At 62.5% G+C, this 24,493-nt stretch carries 25 protein-coding genes; 13 read left to right on the top strand and 12 right to left on the bottom strand.

All coding sequences use genetic code 11. The features are described 5' to 3' along the window. Nucleotides 1–6: 6 nt before the first annotated feature. Nucleotides 7–1,131, bottom strand: coding sequence for a methyltransferase (locus tag ACIOAU_RS18250; protein ID WP_150570686.1), 1,125 nt, complete (start codon nucleotides 1,129–1,131; stop codon nucleotides 7–9). A gap of 320 nt (nucleotides 1,132–1,451) precedes the next feature. On the opposite strand from ACIOAU_RS18250, the gene ACIOAU_RS18245 reads away from it, so the two are divergent. After that, complete coding sequence (locus ACIOAU_RS18245) at nucleotides 1,452–2,228, top strand: ferredoxin--NADP reductase (protein WP_101322092.1); 777 nt, start codon at nucleotides 1,452–1,454, stop codon at nucleotides 2,226–2,228. Between the two features lie 28 nt (nucleotides 2,229–2,256). Here the strand turns inward: ACIOAU_RS18245 and mscL are convergent, their stop codons facing one another. Beyond that, nucleotides 2,257–2,676 (bottom strand): large-conductance mechanosensitive channel protein MscL, encoded by a 420-nt coding sequence (mscL, locus tag ACIOAU_RS18240; protein WP_101322091.1) that lies wholly within the window; start codon nucleotides 2,674–2,676, stop codon nucleotides 2,257–2,259. A 189-nt stretch (nucleotides 2,677–2,865) separates the two neighbouring features. On the opposite strand from mscL, the gene radA reads away from it, so the two are divergent. Further along, nucleotides 2,866–4,233, top strand: coding sequence for a DNA repair protein RadA (gene radA / locus ACIOAU_RS18235; protein ID WP_101322090.1), 1,368 nt, complete (start codon nucleotides 2,866–2,868; stop codon nucleotides 4,231–4,233). Nucleotides 4,234–4,308: 75 nt separating this feature from the next. Here radA and ACIOAU_RS18230 read toward each other — a convergent pair whose 3' ends face one another. After that, nucleotides 4,309–5,826, bottom strand: coding sequence for a nucleobase:cation symporter-2 family protein (locus ACIOAU_RS18230; protein WP_401183725.1), 1,518 nt, complete (start codon nucleotides 5,824–5,826; stop codon nucleotides 4,309–4,311). 264 nt (nucleotides 5,827–6,090) lie between these two features. Further along, nucleotides 6,091–6,453, bottom strand: coding sequence for a PilZ domain-containing protein (locus tag ACIOAU_RS18225; protein WP_150570684.1), 363 nt, complete (start codon nucleotides 6,451–6,453; stop codon nucleotides 6,091–6,093). Nucleotides 6,454–6,619: 166 nt separating this feature from the next. Here ACIOAU_RS18225 and ACIOAU_RS18220 point away from each other — a divergent pair, with 166 nt between their 5' ends. From ACIOAU_RS18220 to yjiA, 3 genes are all read left to right on the top strand, one after another. Beyond that, nucleotides 6,620–8,686, top strand: a complete 2,067-nt coding sequence (locus tag ACIOAU_RS18220; protein WP_101322087.1) for a carbon starvation CstA family protein — start codon at nucleotides 6,620–6,622, stop codon at nucleotides 8,684–8,686. 17 nt (nucleotides 8,687–8,703) lie between these two features. Then, complete coding sequence (locus ACIOAU_RS18215) at nucleotides 8,704–8,901, top strand: YbdD/YjiX family protein (RefSeq protein ID WP_101322086.1); 198 nt, start codon at nucleotides 8,704–8,706, stop codon at nucleotides 8,899–8,901. 78 nt (nucleotides 8,902–8,979) lie between these two features. Beyond that, a complete protein-coding gene (yjiA, locus tag ACIOAU_RS18210; protein WP_101322085.1) occupies nucleotides 8,980–9,951 on the top strand; it encodes a GTPase in 972 nt (323 codons plus the stop codon). Between the two features lie 206 nt (nucleotides 9,952–10,157). On the opposite strand, the gene ACIOAU_RS18205 is transcribed toward yjiA, so the two are convergent. After that, a complete protein-coding gene (locus tag ACIOAU_RS18205; RefSeq protein WP_101322084.1) occupies nucleotides 10,158–10,934 on the bottom strand; it encodes an IclR family transcriptional regulator in 777 nt (258 codons plus the stop codon). 185 nt (nucleotides 10,935–11,119) lie between these two features. Between ACIOAU_RS18205 and hmgA the strand changes: the two genes are divergently transcribed. Genes hmgA through maiA form a run of 3 tightly spaced genes read left to right on the top strand, consistent with a single transcriptional unit; the run spans nucleotide 11,120 to nucleotide 14,355 of the window. Then, entirely contained in the window at nucleotides 11,120–12,415 is a 1,296-nt protein-coding gene (gene hmgA, locus ACIOAU_RS18200; RefSeq protein WP_312387601.1) for a homogentisate 1,2-dioxygenase, read from the top strand. Between the two features lie 3 nt (nucleotides 12,416–12,418). Then, complete coding sequence (gene fahA, locus ACIOAU_RS18195) at nucleotides 12,419–13,711, top strand: fumarylacetoacetase (RefSeq protein WP_150570682.1); 1,293 nt, start codon at nucleotides 12,419–12,421, stop codon at nucleotides 13,709–13,711. Nucleotides 13,712–13,722: 11 nt separating this feature from the next. Next, nucleotides 13,723–14,355, top strand: a complete 633-nt coding sequence (gene maiA, locus ACIOAU_RS18190; RefSeq protein WP_401183719.1) for a maleylacetoacetate isomerase — start codon at nucleotides 13,723–13,725, stop codon at nucleotides 14,353–14,355. Here maiA and ACIOAU_RS18185 read toward each other — a convergent pair. Next, a complete protein-coding gene (locus ACIOAU_RS18185) occupies nucleotides 14,349–15,155 on the bottom strand; it encodes a SirB1 family protein (RefSeq protein WP_150570680.1) in 807 nt (268 codons plus the stop codon). The genes maiA and ACIOAU_RS18185 overlap by 7 nt on opposite strands. 123 nt (nucleotides 15,156–15,278) lie before the next feature. On the opposite strand from ACIOAU_RS18185, the gene ACIOAU_RS18180 reads away from it, so the two are divergent. Then, nucleotides 15,279–16,298: a Glu/Leu/Phe/Val dehydrogenase dimerization domain-containing protein gene (locus tag ACIOAU_RS18180; protein WP_101322079.1), complete on the top strand. Its 1,020-nt coding sequence runs from the start codon at nucleotides 15,279–15,281 to the stop codon at nucleotides 16,296–16,298. A 6-nt stretch (nucleotides 16,299–16,304) separates the two neighbouring features. On the opposite strand, the gene ACIOAU_RS18175 is transcribed toward ACIOAU_RS18180, so the two are convergent. Continuing rightward, complete coding sequence (locus tag ACIOAU_RS18175) at nucleotides 16,305–16,568, bottom strand: YebG family protein (protein WP_101322078.1); 264 nt, start codon at nucleotides 16,566–16,568, stop codon at nucleotides 16,305–16,307. 242 nt (nucleotides 16,569–16,810) lie between these two features. Here ACIOAU_RS18175 and ACIOAU_RS18170 point away from each other — a divergent pair, with 242 nt between their 5' ends. Further along, nucleotides 16,811–17,281: a phosphate-starvation-inducible protein PsiE gene (locus tag ACIOAU_RS18170; RefSeq protein ID WP_101322077.1), complete on the top strand. Its 471-nt coding sequence runs from the start codon at nucleotides 16,811–16,813 to the stop codon at nucleotides 17,279–17,281. Between the two features lie 3 nt (nucleotides 17,282–17,284). Here the strand turns inward: ACIOAU_RS18170 and ACIOAU_RS18165 are convergent, their stop codons facing one another. The 5 genes from ACIOAU_RS18165 to ACIOAU_RS18145 all read right to left on the bottom strand — a co-directional run bounded on the left by ACIOAU_RS18165 (nucleotide 17,285) and on the right by ACIOAU_RS18145 (nucleotide 22,114). Further along, on the bottom strand, nucleotides 17,285–17,581 hold the full coding sequence (locus ACIOAU_RS18165; RefSeq protein WP_101322076.1) for a DUF3509 domain-containing protein: 297 nt from the start codon (nucleotides 17,579–17,581) through the stop codon (nucleotides 17,285–17,287). Nucleotides 17,582–17,735: 154 nt separating this feature from the next. Then, the gene (locus ACIOAU_RS18160; protein ID WP_101322075.1) at nucleotides 17,736–18,086 is read right to left on the bottom strand and encodes an HPF/RaiA family ribosome-associated protein; all 351 of its coding nucleotides are present in this window, start codon (nucleotides 18,084–18,086) and stop codon (nucleotides 17,736–17,738) included. A gap of 210 nt (nucleotides 18,087–18,296) precedes the next feature. Then, nucleotides 18,297–20,609, bottom strand: coding sequence for a TonB-dependent Fe(3+) dicitrate receptor FecA (gene fecA / locus ACIOAU_RS18155; RefSeq protein WP_401183714.1), 2,313 nt, complete (start codon nucleotides 20,607–20,609; stop codon nucleotides 18,297–18,299). An 84-nt stretch (nucleotides 20,610–20,693) separates the two neighbouring features. Then, entirely contained in the window at nucleotides 20,694–21,623 is a 930-nt protein-coding gene (locus tag ACIOAU_RS18150; RefSeq protein WP_401183712.1) for a FecR domain-containing protein, read from the bottom strand. Next, nucleotides 21,620–22,114 (bottom strand): sigma-70 family RNA polymerase sigma factor, encoded by a 495-nt coding sequence (locus ACIOAU_RS18145; RefSeq protein ID WP_101322072.1) that lies wholly within the window; start codon nucleotides 22,112–22,114, stop codon nucleotides 21,620–21,622. Before ACIOAU_RS18145 ends, ACIOAU_RS18150 begins: the two co-directional genes overlap by 4 nt. Nucleotides 22,115–22,283: 169 nt before the next feature. On the opposite strand from ACIOAU_RS18145, the gene ACIOAU_RS18140 reads away from it, so the two are divergent. From ACIOAU_RS18140 to ACIOAU_RS18130, 3 genes are read left to right on the top strand one after another with little or no spacing between them, the layout of a single operon-like run. Beyond that, entirely contained in the window at nucleotides 22,284–22,589 is a 306-nt protein-coding gene (locus ACIOAU_RS18140) for a DUF3649 domain-containing protein (protein WP_101322071.1), read from the top strand. Next, nucleotides 22,586–24,163: a PepSY domain-containing protein gene (locus ACIOAU_RS18135; RefSeq protein ID WP_259075895.1), complete on the top strand. Its 1,578-nt coding sequence runs from the start codon at nucleotides 22,586–22,588 to the stop codon at nucleotides 24,161–24,163. The genes ACIOAU_RS18140 and ACIOAU_RS18135 overlap by 4 nt, the downstream gene beginning before the upstream one ends. After that, complete coding sequence (locus tag ACIOAU_RS18130) at nucleotides 24,163–24,489, top strand: DUF3325 domain-containing protein (protein WP_401183707.1); 327 nt, start codon at nucleotides 24,163–24,165, stop codon at nucleotides 24,487–24,489. Before ACIOAU_RS18135 ends, ACIOAU_RS18130 begins: the two co-directional genes overlap by 1 nt. The last annotated feature ends 4 nt before the right edge of the window (nucleotides 24,490–24,493 follow it).

Genomic DNA, 24,493 nt, shown 5'->3' with positions numbered 1-24,493 from the left:
GGCGAATTACTTGCGCGCTTTGAGGATGACGAACTTGGGGGTCGCGGCAACTTGCTCGACCCCACGGAACAGGCGCGCCAGCTTGCTGTGATAGCCCAGGTGGCGGTTGCCGACGATGTACAGCGCGCCGCCCACCACCAGCGCATCGCGGGCCTGCTGGAACATGCGCCAGGCGAGGAAGTCACCGACCACCTGTTGTTGGTGGAACGGTGGGTTGCACAGCACCACATCCAGTGATTGCTTCTCGAACCCGGCCAGGCCGTCTGCCGCGAGCACCTCAACCGGCCGCTCGGGCAATGCCGCCTGCCAGTTTTCCAGTGCCGACTGCACGGCCATGTACGACTCATCGACCAGGCTGAACTGCGCCTGTGGGTTGAGCAGCGCACAGGCGATCGCCAGCACGCCGTTACCGCAACCCAGGTCGGCGACCCGGGCCTGACCAAGATCGCGCGGCAGGTGCGGGAGAAACGCACGGGTGCCGATATCCAGTCCTTCGCGGCAGAACACATTGGCGTGGTTGACCAACTCCAGGGGCGGTTGATCCAAGGAGTAACGGCTAGGGTAGGGCGATTGAGCCGGAGCCCGTTCGCTGAAGCTGGCCGTCAGCAGGCGCGCTTTTTTCTGCGCCAGCGAGGCCTGCACCGGGCCGATGTACTTTTCCAGCAAGTCGCCAGCGGCACGCGGCAAGTGCTTGATCATGGCCGTGGCGATCACCTCGGCGCCCGGTGCCAGGTGGCCTCGCAAGCGGATCAACTGCTCTTCAAGCAAGGCCAGGGTTTTCGGCACCCGCACCAGCACCCGATCGAACGTCCCCTGCCAGACCTGGTTGGACGGCACGAACGGCACGCTGTCGAACGCCTTGGCGTTGCGCACGAGGTTCTTTTCCAGAGCCATGCGGGCCAGGTGCGAGTCGCCGCTGCTGGTCACCTGCAGGCTGTCGCACAGGCTGACCGCCAGCGCGCCAAAGCTGTCATTGAGTACCAGCACACGGCAGTCGGCGGGCAAACCTTGGCTGGCGAGGTGCTCGAGCAGGTACTGGTCGGCAGCGTCGAACGCTTGCAGCGGGTCGTCGGCCTGTTCCGGTTGGCGGATCAGATCGAGTTCGGCGAAGGGGCTGGTCAGCAGGGGCATGGCGTGGGGCTCAGCTATGAATCTGCTCGGCGCAGACCACGACGAGCTTGAGGGGCGAGATTCTACAGGGCTTTATCCACGGGGGGGAGGTTGCGCTCAGAACAGCCCACGGCTGGCTGCGATGGCGATGGCGCCGGCTTTGTTGGAGGCGTTGCTCAACCTGCCTGACTCAGTGTAGGAAAAGAGTCGTCCTCTTGTTTGTTTTCTTTCTCATTAACGCTGTTCCCGCCATTCACTTCGCGCCTTGCCCCTGCAAACCGTCGGTGTTCATTCAGTCAGCTTTAGGCGAAACTGGGCGCATCTGATTTATGGAGCCCGTCATGACCGCCAGCGCCGACAAGTTCACCCGCCAGACTCTGCTCGACGTTCGGCCGTTGACGCCTAACCTGTTTTCCCTGCGCGTGACACGCGATCCAGGCTTTCGTTTTCGCGCAGGGCAGTTCGCTCGGTTGGGCGTGAGCAAAGCCGATGGCAGCGTGGTCTGGCGCGCGTACTCGATGGTCAGTGCGCCGCATGACGAGTATCTGGATTTCTTCTCGATCGTTGTGCCTGGCGGCGAATTCACCAGCGAGCTCAGCCGCCTGGCGCAGGGCGACAGCTTGCTTATCGATCGCCAGGCGTTCGGCTATCTGACCCTTGATCGACTGCCAGCTGGCCGCGATCTGTGGCTGCTGGCAACCGGCACCGGCATTGCACCGTTCATGTCGATCCTGCAGGACTTCGAAGTCTGGGAACGCTTCGACAACATCAAACTGGTGTATTCGGTACGCGAGGCCGCGGAATTGGCCTACGTCGATGAAATTGCCGGGCTGGAGCAGCGCGACTATCTGGCCGAATATGCCGGCAAGTTGCAGTTCATTCCAGTGGTCACGCGCGAAGCGTATCCGGGTGCACTGAATGCCCGGATTACCCAGTTGATTGAAAGCGGCGAGCTGGAGCGGGCGGCGGGGCTTGAATTATCCCCCGAGCATTCGCGGATCATGCTCTGCGGCAACCCGCAGATGATCGACGACACGCGCCAGGTGTTGAAGGCGCGCGATCTGCAACTCAACTTGAGCAAACGTCCAGGCCAGGTTGCGGTGGAAAACTACTGGTAAAGGGGCGCACCGCGCCCCTTTGTTTTAATCAGGGCAGACGGTTCTGATTCTGCGTCTTGAGCAGATCGCGAATCTCGGTCAGCAGGGTTTCCTGAGGGGTTGGCACCGGTGGCGTGGTAGGCGCCACGGCTTCTTCGCGCTTGAGGCGGTTGATCGCCTTGACGCCCATGAAGATGGCGAATGCGACGATGACGAAGTCGATCACGGTCTGAATGAACTTGCCATACGCCAGCACGACAGCCGGGATATCCCCTTGCGCGGCTTTCAGGGTGATTGCCAGGTCACTGAAGTCGACGCCACCGATCAGCAGGCCCAGTGGCGGCATCACCACGTCGCCAACGAACGACGAAACGATTTTGCCGAAGGCGGCGCCGATGATGATACCGACCGCCATATCGACCACATTGCCTTTGACGGCAAATGCCTTGAATTCACTGATCATGCCCATGGTTTATTCCTTGTAACAAATGGATAAGTAAAACGCAGTGTAAGCCACTAAAACGCTTCATGCGTGACGCTGCAGTGACTGAGGTTAGTAAGTGACTGCGGTTAGATCGAATAGTTTTGTCGCATCCTGCAGCGTTCGAGACACGTCTGGCTCGGCTATCATGACCACTTTTTTCCGGGAGACTGCCTTATGGCCAAGGCCAAGCGCTTGTATGGCTGCACTGAGTGCGGCGCGACCTTTCCCAAATGGGCGGGCCAGTGCGGCGAGTGCGGCGCCTGGAACACCTTGGTCGAGAGCATGATCGAGAGCGGTGGCGCAGCGGCGCCCAGCGGGCGTGCCGGCTGGACTGGCCAGCAGGCCCAGCTCAAGACCCTGGCCGAAGTCAGCGTCGAAGAAATCCCCCGTTTCAGCACCAGCAGCGGCGAACTCGACCGGGTGCTGGGTGGCGGTCTGGTCGATGGTTCGGTGGTGCTGATCGGTGGTGACCCGGGTATCGGCAAATCGACCATCCTGTTGCAGACCCTGTGCCACATGGCCGCCGCCATGCCGGCACTGTATGTCACCGGCGAAGAGTCGCAGCAGCAGGTAGCGATGCGCTCACGGCGTCTGGGCCTGCCGCAGGACAAGCTCAAGGTCATGACCGAAACCTGCATCGAGACCATCATCGCCACCGCTCGCGTCGAGCAGCCGCGGGTCATGGTCATCGACTCGATCCAGACCATCTTCACCGAACAGCTGCAATCCGCACCAGGCGGTGTCGCCCAGGTCCGTGAGAGCACGGCATTGCTGGTGCGTTACGCCAAGCAGAGCGGCACGGCGATCTTCCTTGTTGGTCACGTGACCAAGGAAGGCTCGCTGGCCGGGCCGCGGGTGCTCGAGCACATGGTCGATACCGTGTTGTATTTCGAGGGCGAGTCCGATGGCCGTCTGCGCTTGTTGCGTGCGGTGAAAAACCGCTTTGGCGCGGTCAACGAACTGGGCGTGTTCGGCATGACCGATCGCGGCTTGAAAGAGGTCTCCAACCCGTCGGCGATTTTCCTCAACCGCACCCAGGAAGAAGTCCCCGGCAGTGTGGTCATGGCGACCTGGGAAGGCACCCGGCCGATGCTGGTCGAGGTGCAGGCGCTGGTCGACGACAGCCACCTGGCCAACCCGCGCCGGGTCACCCTGGGCCTGGACCAGAACCGCCTGGCCATGCTTCTGGCCGTCTTGCACCGGCACGGCGGCATCCCGACCCACGATCAGGACGTGTTCCTCAACGTGGTCGGCGGGGTCAAGGTGCTCGAAACGGCCTCTGACCTGGCGTTGTTGGCCGCAGTAATGTCGAGCTTGCGCAATCGGCCCCTGGCCCATGACCTGCTGGTGTTCGGTGAAATCGGCCTGTCTGGCGAAGTACGGCCGGTGCCCAGCGGTCAGGAGCGTTTGAAGGAAGCCGCCAAGCATGGCTTCAAGCGTGCCATCGTGCCCAAGGGCAATGCGCCCAAGGAGTCTCCGCCGGGGCTGCAGGTGATTGCCGTGACCCGGCTTGAACAGGCCCTCGACGCGCTGTTCGAGTAACCAGGCAAAACCGCCGCATAAAAAAGGGGAGCCGACGATGCGCGTCGGCTCCCCTTGTTACTGCTCGGCCAGGCGTCAGTGCTCGGCCACCGCGTTGCGCCGTCGCGCCGCGCCGTCCTGCTCTGCGCCCTCTTGCAGTGGCACCTCGATGCCTTCGGCGTCGAACAGTTTGCCGTCCTTGAAGTAGTCGCCATCACGCAGGGCGGAGATGTCCGAGTACTGGATGGTGCGCTCGTAGGCTGCGGCGAACACCGACTGGTTCTCCGAGTTACCGGTGGTGAAGTGGTTGAACATCAGGTTGAGCAGAATCGCCATGATCGCCGCCGAGCTGATGCCGGAGTGGAAGATGGTCTCGAACCAGTTCGGGAAGTGGTGGTAGAAGTTCGGTGCGGCAATCGGGATCATGCCAAAGCCCAGCGAGGCGGCGACGATGATCAGGTTGACGTTGTTCTTGTAGCTGACCTTGGACAAGGTGCGAATCCCGCTCGCAGCCACGGTGCCGAACAGCACGATGCCAGCACCGCCAAGTACTGGCGTCGGCACTGCGGCGATCACCCGGCCCATCACCGGCAGCAGCCCCAGCACGACCAGGATCAGGCCGCCGGTAGCCACCACATAGCGGCTCTTGACTCCGGTCACAGCCACCAGGCCGACGTTCTGGGCGAAGGCGCTCTGGGTGAAGGAGCCAAAGATCGGTGCCAGGATGCTGGAGGCCATGTCGGCGCGCAGACCGTCGCCCAGGCGCTTGGAGTCAACCTTGGTATCGATGATCTCACCGACCGCAAGGATGTCTGCCGAGGTTTCGACCAAGGTCACCATGATCACGATGCACATCGACAGGATCGCGGCGATATGGAAGGTCGGCATGCCGAAGTGGAACGGCGAGGGCATGGCGAACATCGGGCCTTCGGCGACCTTGCTGAAATCGGCCATGCCCAGCGACCAGGCAATCAACGTACCGACCACCATCGCCAGCAGGATCGACAGTCGCGAGATGGTCGCGCTGCCGAGTTTGCTCAGCACCAGCACGATGGCGAAGGTTAGCGCGGCCAGGCCGATGTTGGCCATGCTGCCGAACTCTGGCGAGGCACTGTTGCCGCCCATGACCCAGCGCGCCGCAACCGGCATCAGGGTCAGGCCGATGGTGGTGATGACGATGCCGGTCACCAGCGGTGGGAAGTACTTGGTGATCCGCGAGAACACCGGCGTGATCAAAAAGCCGAGCACCGAGGCCGCCATCACTGCGCCGAGCACCCCCGGCAGGCCACCGCCACCTTCACTGCTGAGGATCGCGCCCATGGTCGCCACACCGGCGAAGGACACACCTTGAACCAGCGGCAGCTGGCAGCCGAAAAACGGTAAACCAAGTGTTTGCAGCAAGGTCGCCAGGCCACCGGCAAACAGTGAGGCGGCGATCAACAGACCGATCTCGGCGGGGTTCAGGCCCGCTGCCTGGCCTAGGATCAGCGGGACCGCAACGATCCCGCCATACATGGTCAGCACATGCTGCAGACCGTAGGCCAGGTTGGCGCCAAGGCCGAGGTTTTCGTCCTCGGGACGTTGGGTCGCAGATGTTCCAGGGGGCGTCGTCATGGAGCAGGCTCTCTGTTTATTGTTGTGGGGCTACTGTAGACACTTCCTACAAAGGATGGCCACAAAAATTGTATACAATATTTTGATCGGAGCGCGCACAAGAGTGCCCGTAAACAGCGTCTTAGCTGAATGCAGAAAGCGTTCCAACAGAGCGCAAGCGTGATTATAAAGTTGTGTACAAGTCCCCAGACCGCTTGCAAGAAGCTGTCTGGGTAGACAGGAAACACATGGAGGAGGGGCAGGTTAGCTAGCTAACAGATAGTATTATTCGATGAGTTCGCGCAGTTCGCGCATCATTTCGGTGCGATCAGCTAGGTTCAATTCCACAAGACGGTGCAGATGGCTCATCGAGTCGAGGTCGATGTGGAGGCAGACGAAGCCCAGCTTGCCGGTTTCTTCATGACGCAGCTCGACCTGCATTTCCAGTTGCACCTCAGGGCTGAGGTGTACCGTCGCTTCAAAATCCTGCGTGGCATCTGGCTCCCAGCGCTCGGGGCGGCTGACCAGAATGCCCTTGAGGGAGATATCCAGCAGCTTTACCTGCCATTTTCGCGAGCCTTGGCGCAGTTCTGCGGTGGCATCGAAAGCAATTCGCTGGAAACGCCGACGTTCGTCGTGATCGCTCATGGTCAAAGCCCTCTGCAAGACATCCTGACTATAGTTGAAGGTATGGGCGTATGTGCTTGCGCAATCGGGCGGCAAAGGCTCTAGAACAAAGCAAATGTGGCAATGCGCCTTGACTGGCCCTAGACTCGCTTGGCGGTCTTTCCAATCCACCAGCTGGAAGTAAACCATGAACAACAATAATAGCCTGCTACGCCACATTCCGTGGCTGGTGTTGGCAGTACTGGGAGCCTGTGCGCTGGGTGTAGTTGCCCTGCGTCGCGGCGAGGCAGTCAACGCCTTGTGGATTGTGGTTGCGGCAGTGGCCTTGTATCTGGTCGCCTATCGCTACTACAGCCTGTTCATCGCCACCAAGGTGATGCAGCTCGACTCACGTCGGGCAACCCCTGCGGTACTCAACAACGATGGTCTGGACTATGTGCCGACCAACAAGCACATCCTCTTCGGTCACCACTTCGCCGCCATCGCTGGCGCGGGGCCGCTGGTCGGTCCGGTACTCGCCGCGCAGATGGGTTACTTGCCCGGTACGCTGTGGCTGATTGCCGGTGTGGTCCTGGCAGGTGCCGTTCAGGACTTCATGGTCCTGTTCATGTCCACCCGCCGCAATGGCCGCTCGCTGGGTGACATGGTCCGTGAAGAAATGGGCCGGATCCCGGGCACCATCGCCCTGTTCGGCTGCTTCCTGATCATGATCATCATCCTCGCGGTGCTGGCGCTGATCGTGGTCAAGGCCCTGGCTGAAAGCCCGTGGGGCATGTTCACGGTGATGGCGACCATCCCGATCGCGATGTTCATGGGCATCTATATGCGCTACATCCGCCCTGGGCGGATTGGTGAGATCTCGATCATCGGCGTGGTCCTGCTGCTGCTGTCGATCTGGATCGGTGGCCTGGTGGCTGCCGATCCGGTCTGGGGCCCGGCGTTCACCTTCACCGGTGTGCAGATCACCTGGATGCTGGTGGGCTATGGCTTCGTTGCCGCCGTCCTGCCGGTATGGCTGGTACTGGCGCCGCGTGACTATCTGTCGACCTTCCTCAAGATCGGTACCATCGTCGCCTTGGCGTTGGGCATCCTGATCCTCGCGCCTGAACTGAAGATGCCTGCGCTGACCCAGTTCACTGACGGCACTGGCCCGGTCTGGAAGGGCACGCTGTTCCCGTTCCTGTTCATCACCATCGCCTGCGGTGCGGTATCCGGTTTCCATGCGTTGATCTCCTCGGGCACCACGCCCAAGCTGCTCGACAACGAAACCAACGCCCGTTACATCGGTTACGGCGGCATGCTGATGGAGTCGTTCGTGGCTATCATGGCCATGGTTGCTGCTTCGGTGATCGAGCCAGGCGTGTACTTCGCCATGAACAGCCCGGCAGCAGTGGTCGGCTCCGACGTGGTAAGCGTCGCGCAGACGGTCAGCAGCTGGGGCTTCCTGATCACCCCTGAGCAACTTGAAGCGGTTGCCCGCGACATTGGCGAGCACACCATTCTGGCCCGTGCCGGTGGTGCGCCAACGCTGGCAGTCGGTATCGCGCAGATCCTGCACCAGGTATTGCCGGGTGAAAACACCATGGCCTTCTGGTACCACTTTGCGATTCTGTTCGAGGCGCTGTTCATCCTCACCGCAGTGGACGCCGGTACCCGTGCCGGGCGCTTCATGCTGCAGGACCTGCTCGGCAGCTTCGTGCCTGCACTCAAACGCACCGAATCGTGGGGCGCCAACCTGCTTGCCACTGCTGGCTGTGTGGCGATGTGGGGCTACCTGCTGTATCAAGGCGTGATCGATCCGCTGGGTGGCATCAACACCTTGTGGCCGCTGTTCGGTATCTCCAACCAGATGCTGGCCGGTATCGCGCTGATGCTCGGCACCGTGGTGCTGATCAAGATGAAGCGCCAGCGCTACATGTGGGTCACCCTGGTACCGGCGGTATGGCTGCTGATCTGCACCACTACTGCAGGCTTCATCAAGCTGTTCGATCCGAACCCGGCTGTTGGCTTCCTGGCCCTGGCGAACAAGTACAGCGTCGCGCTGGACGCCGGTCAGGTACTGGCCCCGGCCAAGGACGTTGGTCAGATGCAGCACGTGATCTTCAACGCCTATACCAACGCTGGCTTGACCATCCTGTTCCTGGTGGTGGTGTTCAGCATCCTGTTCTTCGCCCTCAGAGTCGGTTACTCGGCACTGGGTCGCAAAGAGCGCAGCGATAAAGAAACCCCGTTCCAGGCGCTGCCTGACGCGTAAACGAGAGGACTGCAGCCATGTTCAACGACCTGGGTCGCCTGGGTAAGTACCTGGGGCAAGCTGCCCGGCTGATGGTCGGCATGCCCGACTACGACAATTATGTCGAGCACATGCAGGGCAAGCACCCGGACAAGCCGATGATGAGCTACGAGGAGTTCTTCCGCGAGCGACAGGAAGCCCGTTACGGCGGCAAGTCCGGGCCCAAGTGCTGTTGAACCAGCGGCAAGTGTGATCGAGTGGGAGCCCGGGCAACCGGGCTCCCACTTTCATTTATGGCCAAAGGAGATGTCTGCGTGCAAACGCCTATTCCTGTAACGGTCCTCACCGGTTTTCTCGGTGCGGGCAAGACCACCCTGCTCAAGCACATGCTCAAGGCCGAGCATGGCCTGAAGATCGCCGTGATCGAAAACGAATTCAGCGAAGCCGGCATCGACAGCCAATTGCTCGGAGACGAGCCGGTGCAGGTCATGACCCTGGCCAACGGTTGTGTGTGCTGCACCATCCACACCGACCTGACCAAAGCCCTGTACCTGCTGCTGGAGCGGCTGGATGCCGGCGACATCGCGTTTGACCGGCTGGTGATCGAATGCACCGGTCTGGCTGACCCGGCGCCAGTCGCGCAGACCTTCTTCATCGAAGAAGAGCTGCGCGATCGCTACATCCTCGACGGCATCATCACCCTGGTCGACGCTGCCCACGCCGATGTCCACCTGACCCAGGCCATTGCCCAGGCTCAGGTCGGCTTTGCCGACCGCTTGCTGTTGAGCAAGACCGATCTGGTCACGGCTGAGGCTGTCGAGGCCTTGCAGGAGCGCCTGGCGCGGATCAACGGCCGCGCGGCGATTCGCATCGTCGAGCAGGGCCGCATCGACCTGGCTGAGTTGCTTGATGTGCGCGGCTTCAATCTCAATCCTGACCTGGGCGCGAGTATCACCCGCAGCCTGCGCCCGGTGCTCAAGCCGGCGACCCCGGATCGCATCTCGACGCTGGTTTTGCGTACCAGCACGGCGCTGGATATCGATCGCCTCAGCGAGTTCATGAACGAGCTGCTGGAAAACCACGGCAAGCAGTTGTTGCGCTACAAAGGCGTGCTCAATATCGCTGGGGATGAGCGCCGTTTGGTGTTTCAGGGCGTGTTGAAGCTGTACGGCTTCGACTGGGACAGCGAATGGAAGGCCGACGAGGCGCGTGAAAGTGTGATGGTGTTTATCGGCGATGAACTGCCCGAAGACGAGATCCGTGCAGGCTTTGCCGCGCTGACCTGAGCAAAAAAAAAGGCCACTGCACGTGCAGTGGCCAATCTGGACGTTAGATCAAGGAGCTTCAAAATCAACGTCGTCGAGCGTGGCCTGCACTCAGGGCGGGGGAGTGCGCTGCGTGCTGGCCAGTGAACTCAGCATAAGCCGCTGTTGCGGCGAGAAAAATAGCCCCAGGCGACATTCACCTTTACGCGCCGAGTAAGAGTCACTGTTCAGGCCGCGTAGCCCATCCGCCAGCTGATGTCGCGGGTGGCCGCCAGCAACTGCTGCGCCGCCGGGCCATGCTCATCGGCATGAAAAATCGAGGTCGGCCCAACCACGGTCATCACCGCTACGATGTGCCCCATGGCATTGAAGATCGGCGCCGAAAGTGCGTCGACGCCAGGCATCAACAGCCCATGCACATGGTGCAGCCCCTGCTCGCGAATCCCTGCCAAAAGTGGCTGATAGGCGTCGAATGTCTGCGTCATGGCGGCCAACTCACGTTCACGCAGGTCAACCGTTTCGCGCTCGGGCAAATGCGCAGCGAACACAAGCCCGGTCGATGAGCTGAGCAGTGGCAACACCGAGCCGATCTGCGTCACCACGGTAACGGCGCGCACCGCCGGCTCGATACTGACCACGGTCGCGCCCTGATTACCCCACACAGCAATGAAGCAGCTCTCGTTGAGCGCGTCGCGCAATGCCGACAGCGGCAGCGCCGCCACCTTGAGCACATCGATGCTGCCCAGCGCGGCCATGCCCACTCGCAACGCTTCGCGGCCCAGGCCGTAGTGGTTGGTGGCGCGATCCTGCTCGGCGAAACCGCTGGCAATCAGCGCCTGCAAATAGCGATGCACCTTGCTCGCCGGCATGCCGACGTGCTCGGCCAGGCGCGACAGCGAGGTCGACGGCGAAAGCTCGGCAAGGGCCTTGAGGATATCGGTGCCGACTTCCGCCGAGCGGACCTTTTGCTTGCCGGTGTCGGCAGGGGTGCTGGCTTTGGACATGGAGAAAGGAATCCACATTGACAGATGGCGACTTTATAACTTGACGACGGGCGGCGAGCAAATTACGTTATTCGTAATCTGATTACGACAATAACAATGCAGACGCGCTGCCAGCCACCGTGATACGGCCCGGTTCAGCCCAGCAGCCCCTGCCAGCATGGCTCTCAGTGAGCCTGGAGGCACAGATGACCCGCGACACCGCCCTCGACTACCTCAGCGGCTTTGGCAACGAGTTTGCCAGTGAAGCGCTGCCTGGCGCCCTGCCGGTCGGGCAGAACTCACCCCAGCGCGCGCCTTACGGCCTGTACGCCGAATTGCTCTCGGGCACCGCGTTCACCATGGCCCGCAGCGAACTGCGGCGCACCTGGCTGTACCGCATTCGCCCGTCGGCGCTGCACCCGCGCTTCGAACGCCTTGCGCGCCAACCGCTGGCGGCGCCACTGGGCGCGGTGACGCCCAACCGCCTGCGCTGGAACCCGCAGCCGCTACCGACCGAAGCCACTGATTTCATCGAAGGTTGGCGGCCGATGGTTGCCACCGCCGCGGCGGACAAGCCATCCGGCGTCAGCATCTATATCTACAGCGCCAACCGCTCGATGCAGCGGGTGTTCTTCAATGCCGATGGCGAGCTGCTGCTGGTGCCTGAGCAAGGCCGCCTGCGTATCGCCACCGAGCTGGGCGTACTCGATGTCGAACCGCTGGAAATCGCCGTGATTCCGCGCGGCATGAAGTTTCGCGTCGAGCTGCTCGACGGTCAGGCGCGGGGTTATCTGGCCGAAAACCACGGCGCGCCACTGCGCCTGCCCGATCTTGGCCCGATCGGCAGCAACGGCCTGGCCAACCCGCGAGATTTCCTCACCCCCGTGGCGCATTACGAAGACAGCAGCGGCCCGGTCCAGTTGGTGCAGAAGTTTCTCGGCGAACATTGGGCCTGCGAACTGCAGCATTCGCCGTTGGATGTGGTCGCCTGGCACGGCAGCAACGTCCCGTACAAATACGACCTGCGTCGCTTCAATACCCTCGGTACGGTCAGCTTCGACCACCCGGACCCATCGATCTTCACCGTGCTGACTTCACCGAGCAGCGTCCACGGCCTGGCCAACATGGACTTCGTGATCTTCCCGCCACGCTGGATGGTCGCCGAGAATACCTTCCGCCCGCCGTGGTTCCACCGCAACCTGATGAACGAATTCATGGGCCTGATCCAGGGCGCCTACGACGCCAAGGCCGACGGCTTCCTGCCCGGCGGCGCGTCGCTGCATGGGGTGATGAGCGCCCATGGCCCGGATGCCGAGACTTGCCACAAGGCCATCAATGGCGAGCTGGCACCGCACAAGATCGACAACACCATGGCCTTCATGTTCGAGACCAGCCAGGTCCTGCGTCCGAGCCAGAGTGCGCTTGAATGCCCGCAATTGCAGGCCGACTACGACAGCTGCTGGGCCACCTTGCCGAGCACCTTCAACCCGAATCGGAGATAACCCATGAATCACACCGCGACTGCCCGTAGCTGGGTCGAACAGGCCAACGGTCACAGCGACTTCCCGCTGCAGAACCTGCCATTGGGGATTTTCAGCCGGCCGGGTGAAGCGCAGCGCTGTGGCGTGGCCATCGGCGATTCGATTCTCGACCTGCAGGCCGTGCTTGCCGCCGGCCTGTTCGAGGGTGACGCCAAAACTGCGGTCGAGGCCACCGCCGACGCCACGCTGAATGCCTATTTCGCCCTTGGCCGTTCGGCCCGGGTTGCGTTGCGCCAGCGTTTGCTGGAACTGCTGGGCGAGCACAGCGAACATCAGGCTGCACTGCAAGCGGCGCTGTACCTCGCCAGCGACTGCCAAATGCACCTGCCGGCCAAGGTGGGCGACTACACCGACTTCTATGTCGGCATCGAGCACGCGAAGAACGTCGGCAAGCTGTTCCGCCCGGACAACCCGCTGCTGCCCAACTACAAGTACGTGCCAATCGGCTACCACGGCCGCGCCTCGACCCTGCGCCCGTCGGGCACCGATGTGCGTCGGCCGAAGGGCCAGACCCTGCCTGCGGGTCAGACCGAGCCAAGCTTTGGCCCATGCGCCCGGCTCGACTTCGAGCTGGAACTGGGCATCTGGATTGGCCAGGGCAATGACATTGGGCAAGCGATCCCGATTGGCGATGCGGCCGAGCATGTTGCTGGTTATTGCCTGCTCAACGATTGGTCGGCGCGCGATATTCAGGCGTGGGAATACCAGCCGTTGGGGCCGTTCCTGTCGAAGAGTTTCATCACCACGCTGTCGCCGTGGGTAGTCACTGCCGAGGCACTGGAACCTTTCCGTTGCGCTCAGCCGGCGCGTCCCGAGGGTGATCCGCAGCCACTGTCGTATCTGCTCGATGCACGCGATCAGGCCAACGGCGCGCTCGACATCGAACTGGAAGTGCTGCTGATCACCGAAGGCCTGCGCGAACAGGGCTTGCCGCCTCATCGCCTGAGCCTGAGCAACACCCTGAGCATGTACTGGACCGTGGCGCAGATGGTTGCCCACCACAGCGTCAATGGCTGTCAGTTGCAAGCAGGCGACCTGTTCGGCTCGGGGACATTGTCCGGCGCGCAGCCAGGGGCATTTGGCAGCCTGCTGGAGATGACGGATGGCGGCAAGCAGGTGATCGAACTGGCCAGCGGCGAGGTGCGCAAGTTCCTCGAAGACGGTGACGAGATCATCCTGCGTGCTCGCTGCAAGCGCGACGGCGCGGTCAGCATCGGCTTCGGCGAGTGCCGCGGCAAAGTCATCGCGGCCAACTGAGAGGGCAGGCCATGCGGCTGTTCGGCTATTACCGTTCGACCTCGTCCTATCGGGTACGGATTGCCCTGGGGTTAAAGGGCCTCGCGTTCGACAACGTGCCGGTCAACCTGCTCAAGGGCGAGCAGCGCGGCGATGCCTACCTTGCGCTCAATCCGCAGGGCAGGGTGCCCGCGCTGGGCTGTGACAGCGGTAGTGTGCTGGTGCAATCGGCGGCGATCATCGAGTACCTGGAGGAGGTTTATCCACAGCCGCCGCTATTGCCTGCCGAGGCTGAGGCGCGGGCGAAGGTACGGGGCGTCGCGGCGATCATCGGCTGCGATGTGCACCCGTTGCACAACGTCAGCGTACTCAATCAGTTGCGTCAGTTGGGGCTGGACGAGGCGCAGGTCAATCAATGGATTGCCCAATGGATTGACCAGGGCCTGGCAGCGGTGGAGCAGTTGATCGATGACCAGGGCTTTTGCTTTGGCCCGGCGCCGGGTTTGGCTGATGCCTACCTGCTGCCACAGTTGTATGCGGCCGAGCGGTTCAGTGTCGATCTGAGCCGCTACCCGCGGATCAACCGGGTGGCAGCGCTGGCGGCGCAGCATCCGGCGTTTATCCAGGCGCATCCATCACGTCAGCCTGATACCCCGCTTCAGTGAATCGATGGGCTGCTGGCGGGCAGGTGGCCAAGACGTTCGCTCAGCTTCAAGCGCTGCGCCGGGTCTTCGCTGAGCAGCAATGCCCGTTCCAGGTCAAAGCGCTCGGCCTGCGGGCAGTCCAGGCGCTGGTACAGCGTGGCTCGCGCCAGATAGTCGCTGACCAGCACCGGCCCCAGCTGCATGACCCGTTCGGCGTCGATCAATGCGGCCAGGTCATTGTCGTTGCTGATATGCAGCTGGCGCAGGTTGCGTGACAGCCGCTGCAGCATTTGCAACGGGCTGGCAACCTGCATATGTTCAGCCGTCAACGCTACCTGTGGGCCGAACTGACGGGCCAGTAGCTGGCGGCACTCAGCCGGGTACAGACGACGACCGCCGCACGGGTCGAGCAGGTGATCCGCGCCAGGCACGCGCAGCAGGAAATGGCCCGGGAAGTTGACCCCTTCCAGCGGGATCGACAAACCCCGAGCCAACTCCAGGGCGAGGATTGCCAGCGCCAGCGGCTGGCCACGGCGGCGCTGCAACACTTTGTCCATCAGTGCCGCGTGGGCACGCAGTGGCAGCATTTCGTCTTGCTGAAAGCCCAGCGTGTTGAGCTGGCGCAACAGCGGCTGGGCGAGCTCACTGAGCGGCAACATCGGCAGGCTGGCATTGATTTGCTGGTGCAGCTCGCGCACCTGGGCGAGGGCGTGGGCGGGCACGACACTGGGATCGTGCTCGGCGGCGATCCACAAGGTTGCTTCCAGCAGGTCGACAGGCGCGCGTTCCAGGCACGCCAGGCAGGCTTTACGTGGGTTCATCAGACTCTCCCCCGACATGCTTGAGTATTAGCTCTGACAGCGTGGTTCGTCCAGTGGTCCGACCAGCCTGCGCTGTGCATCGCGCTGCCTATACTGTCAGGAGCACCTCGCTGGAGGCGGTCGATGTTCGCGCTCATGCAAAGCACCCGCACGCAGTCACTGCACCTGTTCGTCGATCCACCCAGCGGCCTCAGAGCCGTGGTGGCGATCCACAACGAGCAGTTGGGCCCTGCCATGGGCGGCTGTCGCTACCTGGCCTATGCCGACGACGAAAGCGCCGTCACCGACGCCATCCGCCTGGCTCAGGGCATGAGCTACAAGGCTGCACTGGCAGGCCTGGCACAGGGCGGTGGCAATGCCGTGATCATGCGCGGCGCCCATGTGGAAAACCGCGCAGCACTGTTCGAGGCGTTTGGCCGCGCGCTCGACAGCTTGAATGGGCGCTTCATCACTGCCGTCGACAGTGGCACCTCAACCCTGGACATGGACTGCATTGCCCAGAGCACTGCTCACGTTACCAGTACCACCGCTTCGGGAGACCCCTCGGCACATGCAGCCATCGGGGTGTTCGCTGGCATCCGCGCCACAGCAATGGCACGGCTGGGCACCGATAATCTGGAAGGCTTGCGGATTGCTGTGCAGGGCTTGGGCAACGTTGGCTTCGCGTTGGCCGAGCAACTGCACGCGGCGGGCGCGGAACTGTTGGTCAGCGATCTTGACGCGGGCAAGGTACGTTTGGCGGTGGAGCAATTCAATGCCCAACCAGTGACCAATGATGCGCTGGTCAGCACCCCGTGCGACATCTTCGCACCTTGTGGCGTGGGTCAGGTACTCAGTGGCCAAAGTGTCACGCAATTACGCTGCGCTGCCGTGGCGGGGTCTGCCAACAACCAGCTGACGACCCTGCAGGTGGCTGATCATCTGGAAAAGCGCGGGATACTCTATGCGCCGGATTATGTCATCAATGCCGGTGGCTTGATTTACGTGGCACTGACCCACCGTGGCGAGAGCCTCGGCACCATTACCGCGCATCTGGCCCGAATTCCGTCACGCCTGACCGAAGTGTTCGGCCATGCCCAGGCGGAAAAACGCTCGCCAGCGCGGGTGGCGCAGATGCTGGCGGAGCGTTTGCTGTATGGCTGACGGCAGTTATTCTGCCGCGTTGCCCTCAAGCAATTCGGCCAAGGCATCGGGCTGGCTCTTGAACGCTCGGGCGAACACATCGCGATTCTTCGCCATGTAAATGCCGGCTTCCTCGACTTGTTGTTCGGTCAGCGACGGCACCGCTTTTTGCAGCACATCAGCCAGGCGCTCGGCCAGCTCGAGCATCTTGTCGTGACGATCCGCTTCGGCTTTATCCATGAACAACTGCTCCGGGTCGCGACTGCTGCGGTATACCACTTCGACGGCCATTCATCACCTCTGTGCCTTTATAGCGGGTTATGCAAATAATTTACTGTATGGGTGTACAGTACTCGCATAGGCCACCCCAGCGCAACCCGATAGTGGCCATTTATCTGCACGAAAGCGTAGCTCATAGGTGCCTTGCGGCAATCGGTCGCCTTCCAACCCTCGTGTCTGGCCTTTTAACTGCATGGCACAAGCGTCACACAGGTGGCGCACCATCCTTCAGTCGTATCGGGGAATCGAGCATCGTGAACATCAAATGGGCAGAAAAAATGCGCAAGGGCCTGCACGGCTCTGCCGACTCGCTGGGCAACCTGTGCGTCGAGGGGTTTCACTACCTGGCGTTGTTCGGTATCGGCGGGATTACCGCGTGGGCGGCGGTCGAGGCGTTTCTGGACATGCTCAGCAAGGGCGGGGTCAGCGTCGATGACATTCTGCTGCTGTTCATCTACCTGGAGTTGGGGGCGATGGTCGGGATCTATTTCAAGACCAACCACATGCCGATCCGCTTCCTGCTGTACGTGGCAATCACGGCCCTGACGCGCCTGCTGATCGGCGATGTGTCCCATCACAAGGCGCCGGACGTCGGCCTGCTGTACTTGTGCGGCGGCATCTTGCTGTTGGCCTTCGCGATTCTGGTGGTGCGCTATGCATCGTACCGCTATCCCTCAAGCCGGGCGCTGGACGCTCACGGCAAGGAAGTCGACGAAGGCCGCTAGCGCTCAGTTGGCGAGCTGGCTGGCGGCGTGACGTTGCTGGCCAGGGTCGCGGGTGAGGGCGGCGAGTACCTGTAGCGGGTTTTCGCCTTGTTCGATGGCCAGGCCCAGACGGATGCTGTCGATGACCCGCTGCAAGCGTACCGGATCGTTGCGTTGGGCCTGGCTGATCAAACGCTTGGCGACGGCGCCGCTGTCGTCGGACAGGGTCAGCATGATGCTGCCGTCGAGGCGGGTGATGCTCAGGTTGACCCGATAACGCGGGGCGAAGGCATTGCTGATCTGATCGAATGGATTGTGCATGGTCGCGGATCTGCAGGTTAACTGGATGAAAAAGTTGACCGGGTATTCGCGCAGATGGTTCACAGCCGCTGATCGGCGTGGCTTTGTGGTGAGTTGGTTGAATCAGAAAGGACCGCGGAGCGGCCCTTGTGCAACTAACCGAACAGCGCTGTCATCACTCCTCGATTTCTTCGTTCACTTCCAGCACTACACGCTTGCTGCGCAGTTTGCCGAACAGGTGATCCAGTGCGTGGTCGAGCTTGGTCGTGGCACCCTCGACAGCCTGCTCCAGCGAAGTGGCCGTGTGGCTTACGGAAATCGGTTGATGGCCTTTGGGGCGAGCCTCCATCTGGCAACGTTTGTCATGCGGTCCGGGCTTGGCGCCGTTGTCGTCGCGCAGGTGCACCTCGATGCGGGTGAGATCGTCCTCGTAACGTTCAAGACTGCTCTCAAGAGTACTACGTACCCACTCTTCAAGCCGGATGCTGCCGTCGATCTGGTTGCTGCTGTTGACTTGGATTTGCATGACTTCAATCCTTATTCAGCTTGCTCGCAAGAGTCGCCCAGGCCATTGAGGCCTGTGGAAATTTATCGCCTCTTGACTGTAAGGTCAGGCATCCGCGCGGCGATTTCAAGCCCTTTTAAAATATAAATTTTTTGAATTAAATCAGCGCTGGATGGACGCAGCTGAGCGCAGCATGATTCGGCTTGGGGCGCCGATGCGCCCCTCACCCCGTCAGAATTCGACCGAGGTCTGAACGTACAACGTGCGTGGCTCACCGACATATTTGCCGCGATTGTTATCGTCAAACGAGCGCGTGTAGTACTCGCGGTTGAACAGGTTCTTCACCCCAACGGCGAGCTTCAGGTTAGATAGCTGCGGGCCAAAGTCGTAGCCCGCGCGGGTGCTTACCAGCATGTAGCCGGGGATGCGCCCATTGGCGCCATTGGCGCTTTCCTCGCGAGTGTTGGCGTTGTCGGCGAACTGGCTGCTCTGGAAGCTGCTGTCCAGGTTCAGCTGCCACGGCCCATCGGTATAACCCAGGCCGAGGGTGCCCTTGTGGCGAGACGAGAACGGCACCTGATTACCCTTGTTGGCGCCGTCTTCACGGATGGTCGCATCGACGAACGCGTAGCCAAGGTGCACATCGAAGCCGCTTAATACCGGGCTCAAACCATCGAGCGCGTAACGCAGGTTGGTCTCGATGCCCTGGTGGCGCGTTTCGCCGCGTGCGATGACCGCGTCGTTGCTCTGGTTGCTTTCATATTGGTTGTCGAAATTGATCAAGAATGCGCCGATCTCCGCCTGCAGGTCGCCATTGTCGTAGCGCGTGCCGACCTCCCAGGTGCGGGCTTTTTCCGGTTTTACTTCGCCGCTGCTGACGCGATTGGGCATCTGGCTGTACTGCACGCTGCCGAACGAGCCTTCAGTGTTGGCGTACAGATTCCAGCGGTCGGTCAGGTGGTAAAGCACGTTCAGGGCGGGCAGGGCGGTGTTGTAACTGCCCTGGTAACGCTGGCCGCTGATCTTGTTGCTCTGCTCGGAGTCGATCATCTCGTAGCGCACGCCCGGGGTGATGGTCCAGCGGCCGATATCGATACGGTCGTCCAGGTAAATCGCATGCGCTTCGGTGCTGCCGCGGGTGTCGCGACCGAGAAAGCTGCTGCTGGTCGGCAGGTCGCCATTGACCGGTGCCTGGTAGCGCAACTCGTGGCCGGCTTCGTTGATGTAACGGTAGCCGACGCCGACTTCATGCCAGCTGTCACCTAGGGCGAGGCCTTGCGAGAAGCGCGTTTCGATGCCGCGTACCCAGTATTCGCGTGGCGACAGCGAGACGAAGTTGCCCTGGTCCAGATAGCCGCTGCGCAGGGTCTTGGTGAAGAAGCTGTTGATGCTGACCTGGCGATCATCCTGCTTGTAGTCGTAACCGACGTTGACCAGCGTGCGCCGGCCCCAGAACTTGTCCTTGAGTCGGGTCGACTGATATGGATCGGCGTCGTAGGCTGCCTGGCTCAAGCCGCCGGGCATTTCGGCTTCGCCTTCATAGTATTGCGCCATGGCGTGCAGGCTGTTGGCCTCATCGAGCTGCAGCTTGCCCTTGAGCATCAAATCGTCGATCTGCGTATCGCTGTGCTCACGCCAGTCGCCGCCGCGGCTGCCGGAATACAGCAGGGCGCCGCCCAGGCCATGGGCGTTGGTGCCGCCGACCAGCAGGTTGGCGCTGTTCTTGATGCCATCGTGGCTGGACGACGGCGTCACTTGGTTCTGCATGGCCGCCTTGAACGTGGCCTGTTCGGGGATCGCCCGGGTCACGAAGTTGACGATGCCGCCGACGTTCTGCGGCCCATAGCGCACCGCACCGCCGCCGCGCACCACGTCTACCGCGTCCATGTTGCCCAGGCTCAGCGGGGCCAGCGACAACTGCGGCTGGCCATACGGCGCGAACGGCACCGGGATGCCGTCCATCAGCACCGTCGAGCGCGAGGCCAGGCGCGGGTTGAGGCCGCGGATGCCGAAGTTCAGCGCCAGGTCGTGGCCGCCGGTGCCGCTGGTGTCCGGCGCATTCACCCCTGGGATGCGGTTGAGCACTTCACGCGGGCTGCTGGCGCCGCTGCGTTCGAACTGCTTGCGGCGGATCACGTCACGTGCGCCGGGGTGGTCGAAGACATTGTCGGCTTGCGCTTCGGCCAGCCAGTCACCGACCACGGTGGACGCGCCCAGCTCGATCGGCGCGCTGGCCGCAGGTGCCGCGACAGGCTGCAGGCTGAAGGCATTGGCACCTTCCTGGCGAGCTTGCAGGCCGCTGCCGCGCAGCAGTGCCTCCAGGCCCTGATCGAGCGCGTACTCGCCTTGCAGGCCCGGGCTCTGCAAGCCTTGGGTGAGTTGCGAACCGTACGAAATCAGCGCACCGCTCTCGCGGCCAAACTGGTTCAAGGCCTGCTCCAGCGAGCCGGCGGCGATGTGGTACTCGGCGGCCAGCACGGCAGGCGCGGCGAGGCTGAAGGTGGAGGCAAGCAACAGGGCGAGGGAGCTGGGACGCAACAGCATGAGCGGGTCCTTGAGAGGGGGTCTGCCTTGTCTGTCACGCGAGCTTGCAGAAATGGCTCAGGTTATTTGAAAAATACTTGCTGACTAGCCAACGCGGCGCTCGACCGTGACCCAATAGCGGGTGAAACGACGCACGCTGACCGGCAGTGCCACTTCGAGCATCTGCAGGATCCGCTCGCTGTCATCCAGTGGATAAGAGCCGGAAATACGCAGGTTGGCGACTTGCTCGCTGCAGCTCAAGCGGCCGTGGCGGTAGCGGCTGAGCTCGTCGAGAAAGTCCGCCAGGCGCATTTGCGCGGCCACCAGCATGCCGTCGACCCAGGCACCGCGATCTGCCTGCAACGGCGCAATACCCTGCCAGCCAGCGTTGGCAAAATCTGCCTGCTGGCCCGCCAGCAATGATTGACCGCCTAGGCTGGCGCGGCCGCTGTACACCGCCAGTTGGCTGAAGCCGCTGAACTGACGCAGGTTGAAGCGCCCCGGCTCAAGCCGCAGCACGCCTTCGGCGCTGCGCAGCAGCATTGGCCGGCTATCGTTGACCACCTCAACCTGCAGCTCGCCCTCGACCAGCCGCAACAGCCGCTGCTGGCTGTCGAAACGCACATCGGCGGCGCTGCCGGTGTTGAGCTGCAGCTGGCTGCCGTCCTCGAGGCTCAGCCGCCGGCGCTGGCCGACCGGGCTGCGGTAGTCGGCCAGCAGCCCCGGCATGGGACTGTGTTGCTGCACAGCGAGCCCGCTTGCGCTGGCTACACCAAGCAGCAACAAAGCCTTGAGCGCACGCCGCCGGGTAGGCGATGGCGGCGCCTGCAAAGTCGCATGCACAACGGGCGAGGCGACCCCACGCAAGCGCTGGTTGACCTGTTGGATATGCGCCCAGGCGCGCTGGTGCTCGCCGTCAGCCTCCAGCCAGCGCTGCAGCGCATGCTGCTGGCGCACGTCGAAATCATCGCCCTGGGATTCGATCAGCCAGTGCACCGCCTGCTCGGCGACCTCGGCGCCAAAGCTGCTGTTCACAGGGCGAAGTAGCAGCGCAGGGCGGCCTTGCTCAGATAACGCTTCACCGTGGCCAGCGAGATACCCAGTTCACGGGCGATTTCGCTTTGCCCGAGGCCATCGACCTGGGCCAACAGGAAGGCGCGCTTGACCAGCGGCGGCAAGCCGTCGAGCAAGCGGTCCAGCTCCAGCAGGGTCTCGAAGATGATCGCCTTCTGCTCTTCGCACGGGGCGAACTGCTCAGGCACCTGCGCCAAAGCTTCGCGGTAGGCGCGTTCCAGCTCTTGGCGGCGGAAGTGATTGCACAGCACCCGCTTGGCCACGGTGGCGAGAAACGCCCGCGGCTCGAGCAGTTGCGGCGCCTCGCGGGCCTGGAGCAGGCGCAGGTAAGTGTCCTGGGCCAGATCGGCAGCGCTGTGCGGGCAGCCCAAACGACGCCGCAACCAGCCGGTGAGCCAGCTGTGATGCTCGTGATAGAGGCCTTCGACGGTTGCAGAAAGGGCGCTGGACACCGTAACGACTCCGGCGCTGATCGGCGCGAGTGCTAGTAAGAATGGTTCGCATTGTAATTTCCCTGCAGCATGTCGGCAATCCTCAAAAAACCGATAGCAGCCGTAGCTGAGCTTTGCTTATGAGAATTGAAATCATTATTATTGATGGCTTCAATTAGCGGACCTTGTCATGAAGCGCAAAGCTGGCGGGATTCTCCTGAGCTATCGACTGGCTGTAGCCTCGCGCTGCCTGGCGGCCTTGCTCGGCGGCTACCTGCTGGCGTCGATGGCAAGCGTCTGTATCACCTTGCTGGTGCCCATGACCCCGGTCGACGCGACCTTGACCGGGATGATGCTGTCGTTCGTGTTTTACCTGCTGGCGTTCATCTGGTGCTTCGCCTGCCGCACGGCCGCCCGCGCCTGGCTTGGTGTACTGTTGCCAAGCCTTGCGCTGGCGCTGATCAATGGGCTGGCTTACTGGATGAAGAACCCATGAAAGAAGGCTTTCGCCAGGCCATGGCCTGGCTGCACACCTGGACTGGGCTGCTGTTTGGCTGGCTGCTGTTCGCGATTTTCCTGACCGGCACGCTGTCGTACTTCAAGGACGAGATCACCCACTGGAGCCAGCCCGAGGTACAGCGCCATCAGCTCGACCCGGCTGCCAGCCTTGGCCTCGCCCAGCGGTATCTGCAGAGCAACGCCGCCACTGCCGGCAGCTGGTTCATCCGCCTGCCTAGCGACCGCGAACCTGCCCTCAGCGTCAGCTGGCGCGACCCCAACGCCACCGGGCGGCGCGGTTTCATCAGCCATGAGCTGGACGCGCGCAGCGGTGAGCGGGTAGAGGTGCGCGACAGCCGCGGTGGCGACTTCTTCTACCGCTTCCACTTCCAGTTGCAGATGCCGCACCCGTGGGGCCGCTGGCTGGCGACTTTCTGCGCGCTGATCATGCTGCTGGGGCTGGTCACCGGGATCATCACCCACAAGAAGATCTTCAAGGAGTTCTTCACTTTCCGCCCAGGCAAGGGCCAGCGCTCGTGGCTGGACGGCCACAACGCGATCGGCGTGCTGGTACTGCCGTTTCACCTGATGATCAGCTACAGCAGCCTGCTGCTGTTCATGTACATGGTCATGCCGGCGAGCATCATGGCGGCGTACAAGGGCGAATCCGACACTTACTTCAGCGAGCTGTTCGGCCGTGACGAAGCGCCCAAGGCCGCCGGCGTGGCAGCGCCGCTGACCGATCTGCCGGCGCTGTATGCCAAGGTGCAGACCATCGTGCCCGGCGCCCGCATCGGCTACCTGCAGGTTGCCAACCCCGGCGACAGCAATGCCCGGGTGACCGTGACCCAGGCCGCCGCCGATCACGTCGCCTATCAGCGCAGCGCCAACTGGACCTTCGATGGCGTCAGCGGCGCGCAGCTCAGCCAGGGCGAGCCGGAAAGCGCGGCGATGATGACCTCGTTCACTATCGCCGGCCTGCACATGGGCAACTTTGCCGGGCCGTGGCTGCGCTGGTTGTACTTTGTGTTTGGCGTGGCCGGTACTGCGGTGATCGGCACCGGCCTGGTGATGTGGCTGGGCAAGCGCCAGCTCAAGCACGCCAAGAGTGGCCGCTTGCCGTTCGAGTTGCGCCTGGTCGAAGTGCTCAATATCTCCAGCATGAGCGGGCTGTTGCTCGGCGTGGCAGGGTTCTTCTGGGCCAATCGGTTGCTGCCAATCGGCATGCCGGGGCGGGCTGATTGGGAGATCAACGTGTTCTTCCTGGCCTGGGCCCTGTCGCCGCTGCACGCGCTGCTGCGGCCGGGGCGCAAGGCCTGGGGCGAGCAATTGGCGCTGGGGGCACTGGCGTTTGCCGGGCTGCCGCTGCTCAACGCGGTGGTCACCGGCCACGGCCTTGATCAGTCGATCGCCCGTGGCGACTGGGCCATGGCCGGCTTTGACCTCACCGCGCTGGGCACCGGGCTGTTCCTCGCCTGGGCCGCTGGCAAGATGCTGCGCACGCCCAACGTGCAGGCCAAGCGCGCACCGCGTGCTGCCAAAGCCGCCTCGACCACGGCCGAGGTGAACTGATGCTGAGCGTTGCTCTGATCACCTTCGCCGGGCTGGTGGCCCTGTGTCTGGCGATGGAAAAGCACTTCGGTGAGCTGCTCAAGCGCAAACCCAAGCCTAGGCAATTACCTGCCCTGCGTTGGGCTGGCTGGGCGCTGCTGGTGCTGTCGCTGATCCTTGCTGTCAACGTTCGCGGCCTGGCCTTCGGCCTGGTTGAGTGGTTTGCGCTGGTGATGGCCGGGCTGACCCTGTGGGTGTTCGGCCTGCCTTATCAGCCACGGCTGTTGCTTGGCCTGGCCCTGGTCAGCGTGCTGCTCGGGCCGGTGCTGGCTGCGCTGGGTGTGTGAGCGC

The organism is Pseudomonas sp. NPDC088322 (assembly GCF_044740745.1).
In the GTDB taxonomy this organism is placed as follows: domain Bacteria; phylum Pseudomonadota; class Gammaproteobacteria; order Pseudomonadales; family Pseudomonadaceae; genus Aquipseudomonas; species Aquipseudomonas shirazensis.
The sequence above is the reverse complement of the archived record's forward strand: the minus strand, read 5'-3'. Positions and strand labels throughout refer to the sequence as shown.

Bases quoted from the DNA above. Each gene is read 5' to 3' on its own strand.
- ACIOAU_RS18250 (WP_150570686.1), bottom strand. From the start codon at position 1,131: ATGCCCCTGCTGACCAGCCCCTTCGCCGAACTCGATCTGATCCGCCAA.
- ACIOAU_RS18245 (WP_101322092.1), top strand. From the start codon at position 1,452: ATGACCGCCAGCGCCGACAAGTTCACCCGCCAGACTCTGCTCGACGTT.
- mscL (WP_101322091.1), bottom strand. From the start codon at position 2,676: ATGGGCATGATCAGTGAATTCAAGGCATTTGCCGTCAAAGGCAATGTG.
- radA (WP_101322090.1), top strand. From the start codon at position 2,866: ATGGCCAAGGCCAAGCGCTTGTATGGCTGCACTGAGTGCGGCGCGACC.
- ACIOAU_RS18230 (WP_401183725.1), bottom strand. From the start codon at position 5,826: ATGACGACGCCCCCTGGAACATCTGCGACCCAACGTCCCGAGGACGAA.
- ACIOAU_RS18225 (WP_150570684.1), bottom strand. From the start codon at position 6,453: ATGAGCGATCACGACGAACGTCGGCGTTTCCAGCGAATTGCTTTCGAT.
- ACIOAU_RS18220 (WP_101322087.1), top strand. From the start codon at position 6,620: ATGAACAACAATAATAGCCTGCTACGCCACATTCCGTGGCTGGTGTTG.
- ACIOAU_RS18215 (WP_101322086.1), top strand. From the start codon at position 8,704: ATGTTCAACGACCTGGGTCGCCTGGGTAAGTACCTGGGGCAAGCTGCC.
- ACIOAU_RS18205 (WP_101322084.1), bottom strand. From the start codon at position 10,934: ATGTCCAAAGCCAGCACCCCTGCCGACACCGGCAAGCAAAAGGTCCGC.
- hmgA (WP_312387601.1), top strand. From the start codon at position 11,120: ATGACCCGCGACACCGCCCTCGACTACCTCAGCGGCTTTGGCAACGAG.
- fahA (WP_150570682.1), top strand. From the start codon at position 12,419: ATGAATCACACCGCGACTGCCCGTAGCTGGGTCGAACAGGCCAACGGT.
- maiA (WP_401183719.1), top strand. From the start codon at position 13,723: ATGCGGCTGTTCGGCTATTACCGTTCGACCTCGTCCTATCGGGTACGG.
- ACIOAU_RS18185 (WP_150570680.1), bottom strand. From the start codon at position 15,155: ATGAACCCACGTAAAGCCTGCCTGGCGTGCCTGGAACGCGCGCCTGTC.
- ACIOAU_RS18180 (WP_101322079.1), top strand. From the start codon at position 15,279: ATGTTCGCGCTCATGCAAAGCACCCGCACGCAGTCACTGCACCTGTTC.
- ACIOAU_RS18175 (WP_101322078.1), bottom strand. From the start codon at position 16,568: ATGGCCGTCGAAGTGGTATACCGCAGCAGTCGCGACCCGGAGCAGTTG.
- ACIOAU_RS18165 (WP_101322076.1), bottom strand. From the start codon at position 17,581: ATGCACAATCCATTCGATCAGATCAGCAATGCCTTCGCCCCGCGTTAT.
- ACIOAU_RS18160 (WP_101322075.1), bottom strand. From the start codon at position 18,086: ATGCAAATCCAAGTCAACAGCAGCAACCAGATCGACGGCAGCATCCGG.
- fecA (WP_401183714.1), bottom strand. From the start codon at position 20,609: ATGCTGTTGCGTCCCAGCTCCCTCGCCCTGTTGCTTGCCTCCACCTTC.
- ACIOAU_RS18140 (WP_101322071.1), top strand. From the start codon at position 22,284: ATGAAGCGCAAAGCTGGCGGGATTCTCCTGAGCTATCGACTGGCTGTA.
- ACIOAU_RS18135 (WP_259075895.1), top strand. From the start codon at position 22,586: ATGAAAGAAGGCTTTCGCCAGGCCATGGCCTGGCTGCACACCTGGACT.
- ACIOAU_RS18130 (WP_401183707.1), top strand. From the start codon at position 24,163: ATGCTGAGCGTTGCTCTGATCACCTTCGCCGGGCTGGTGGCCCTGTGT.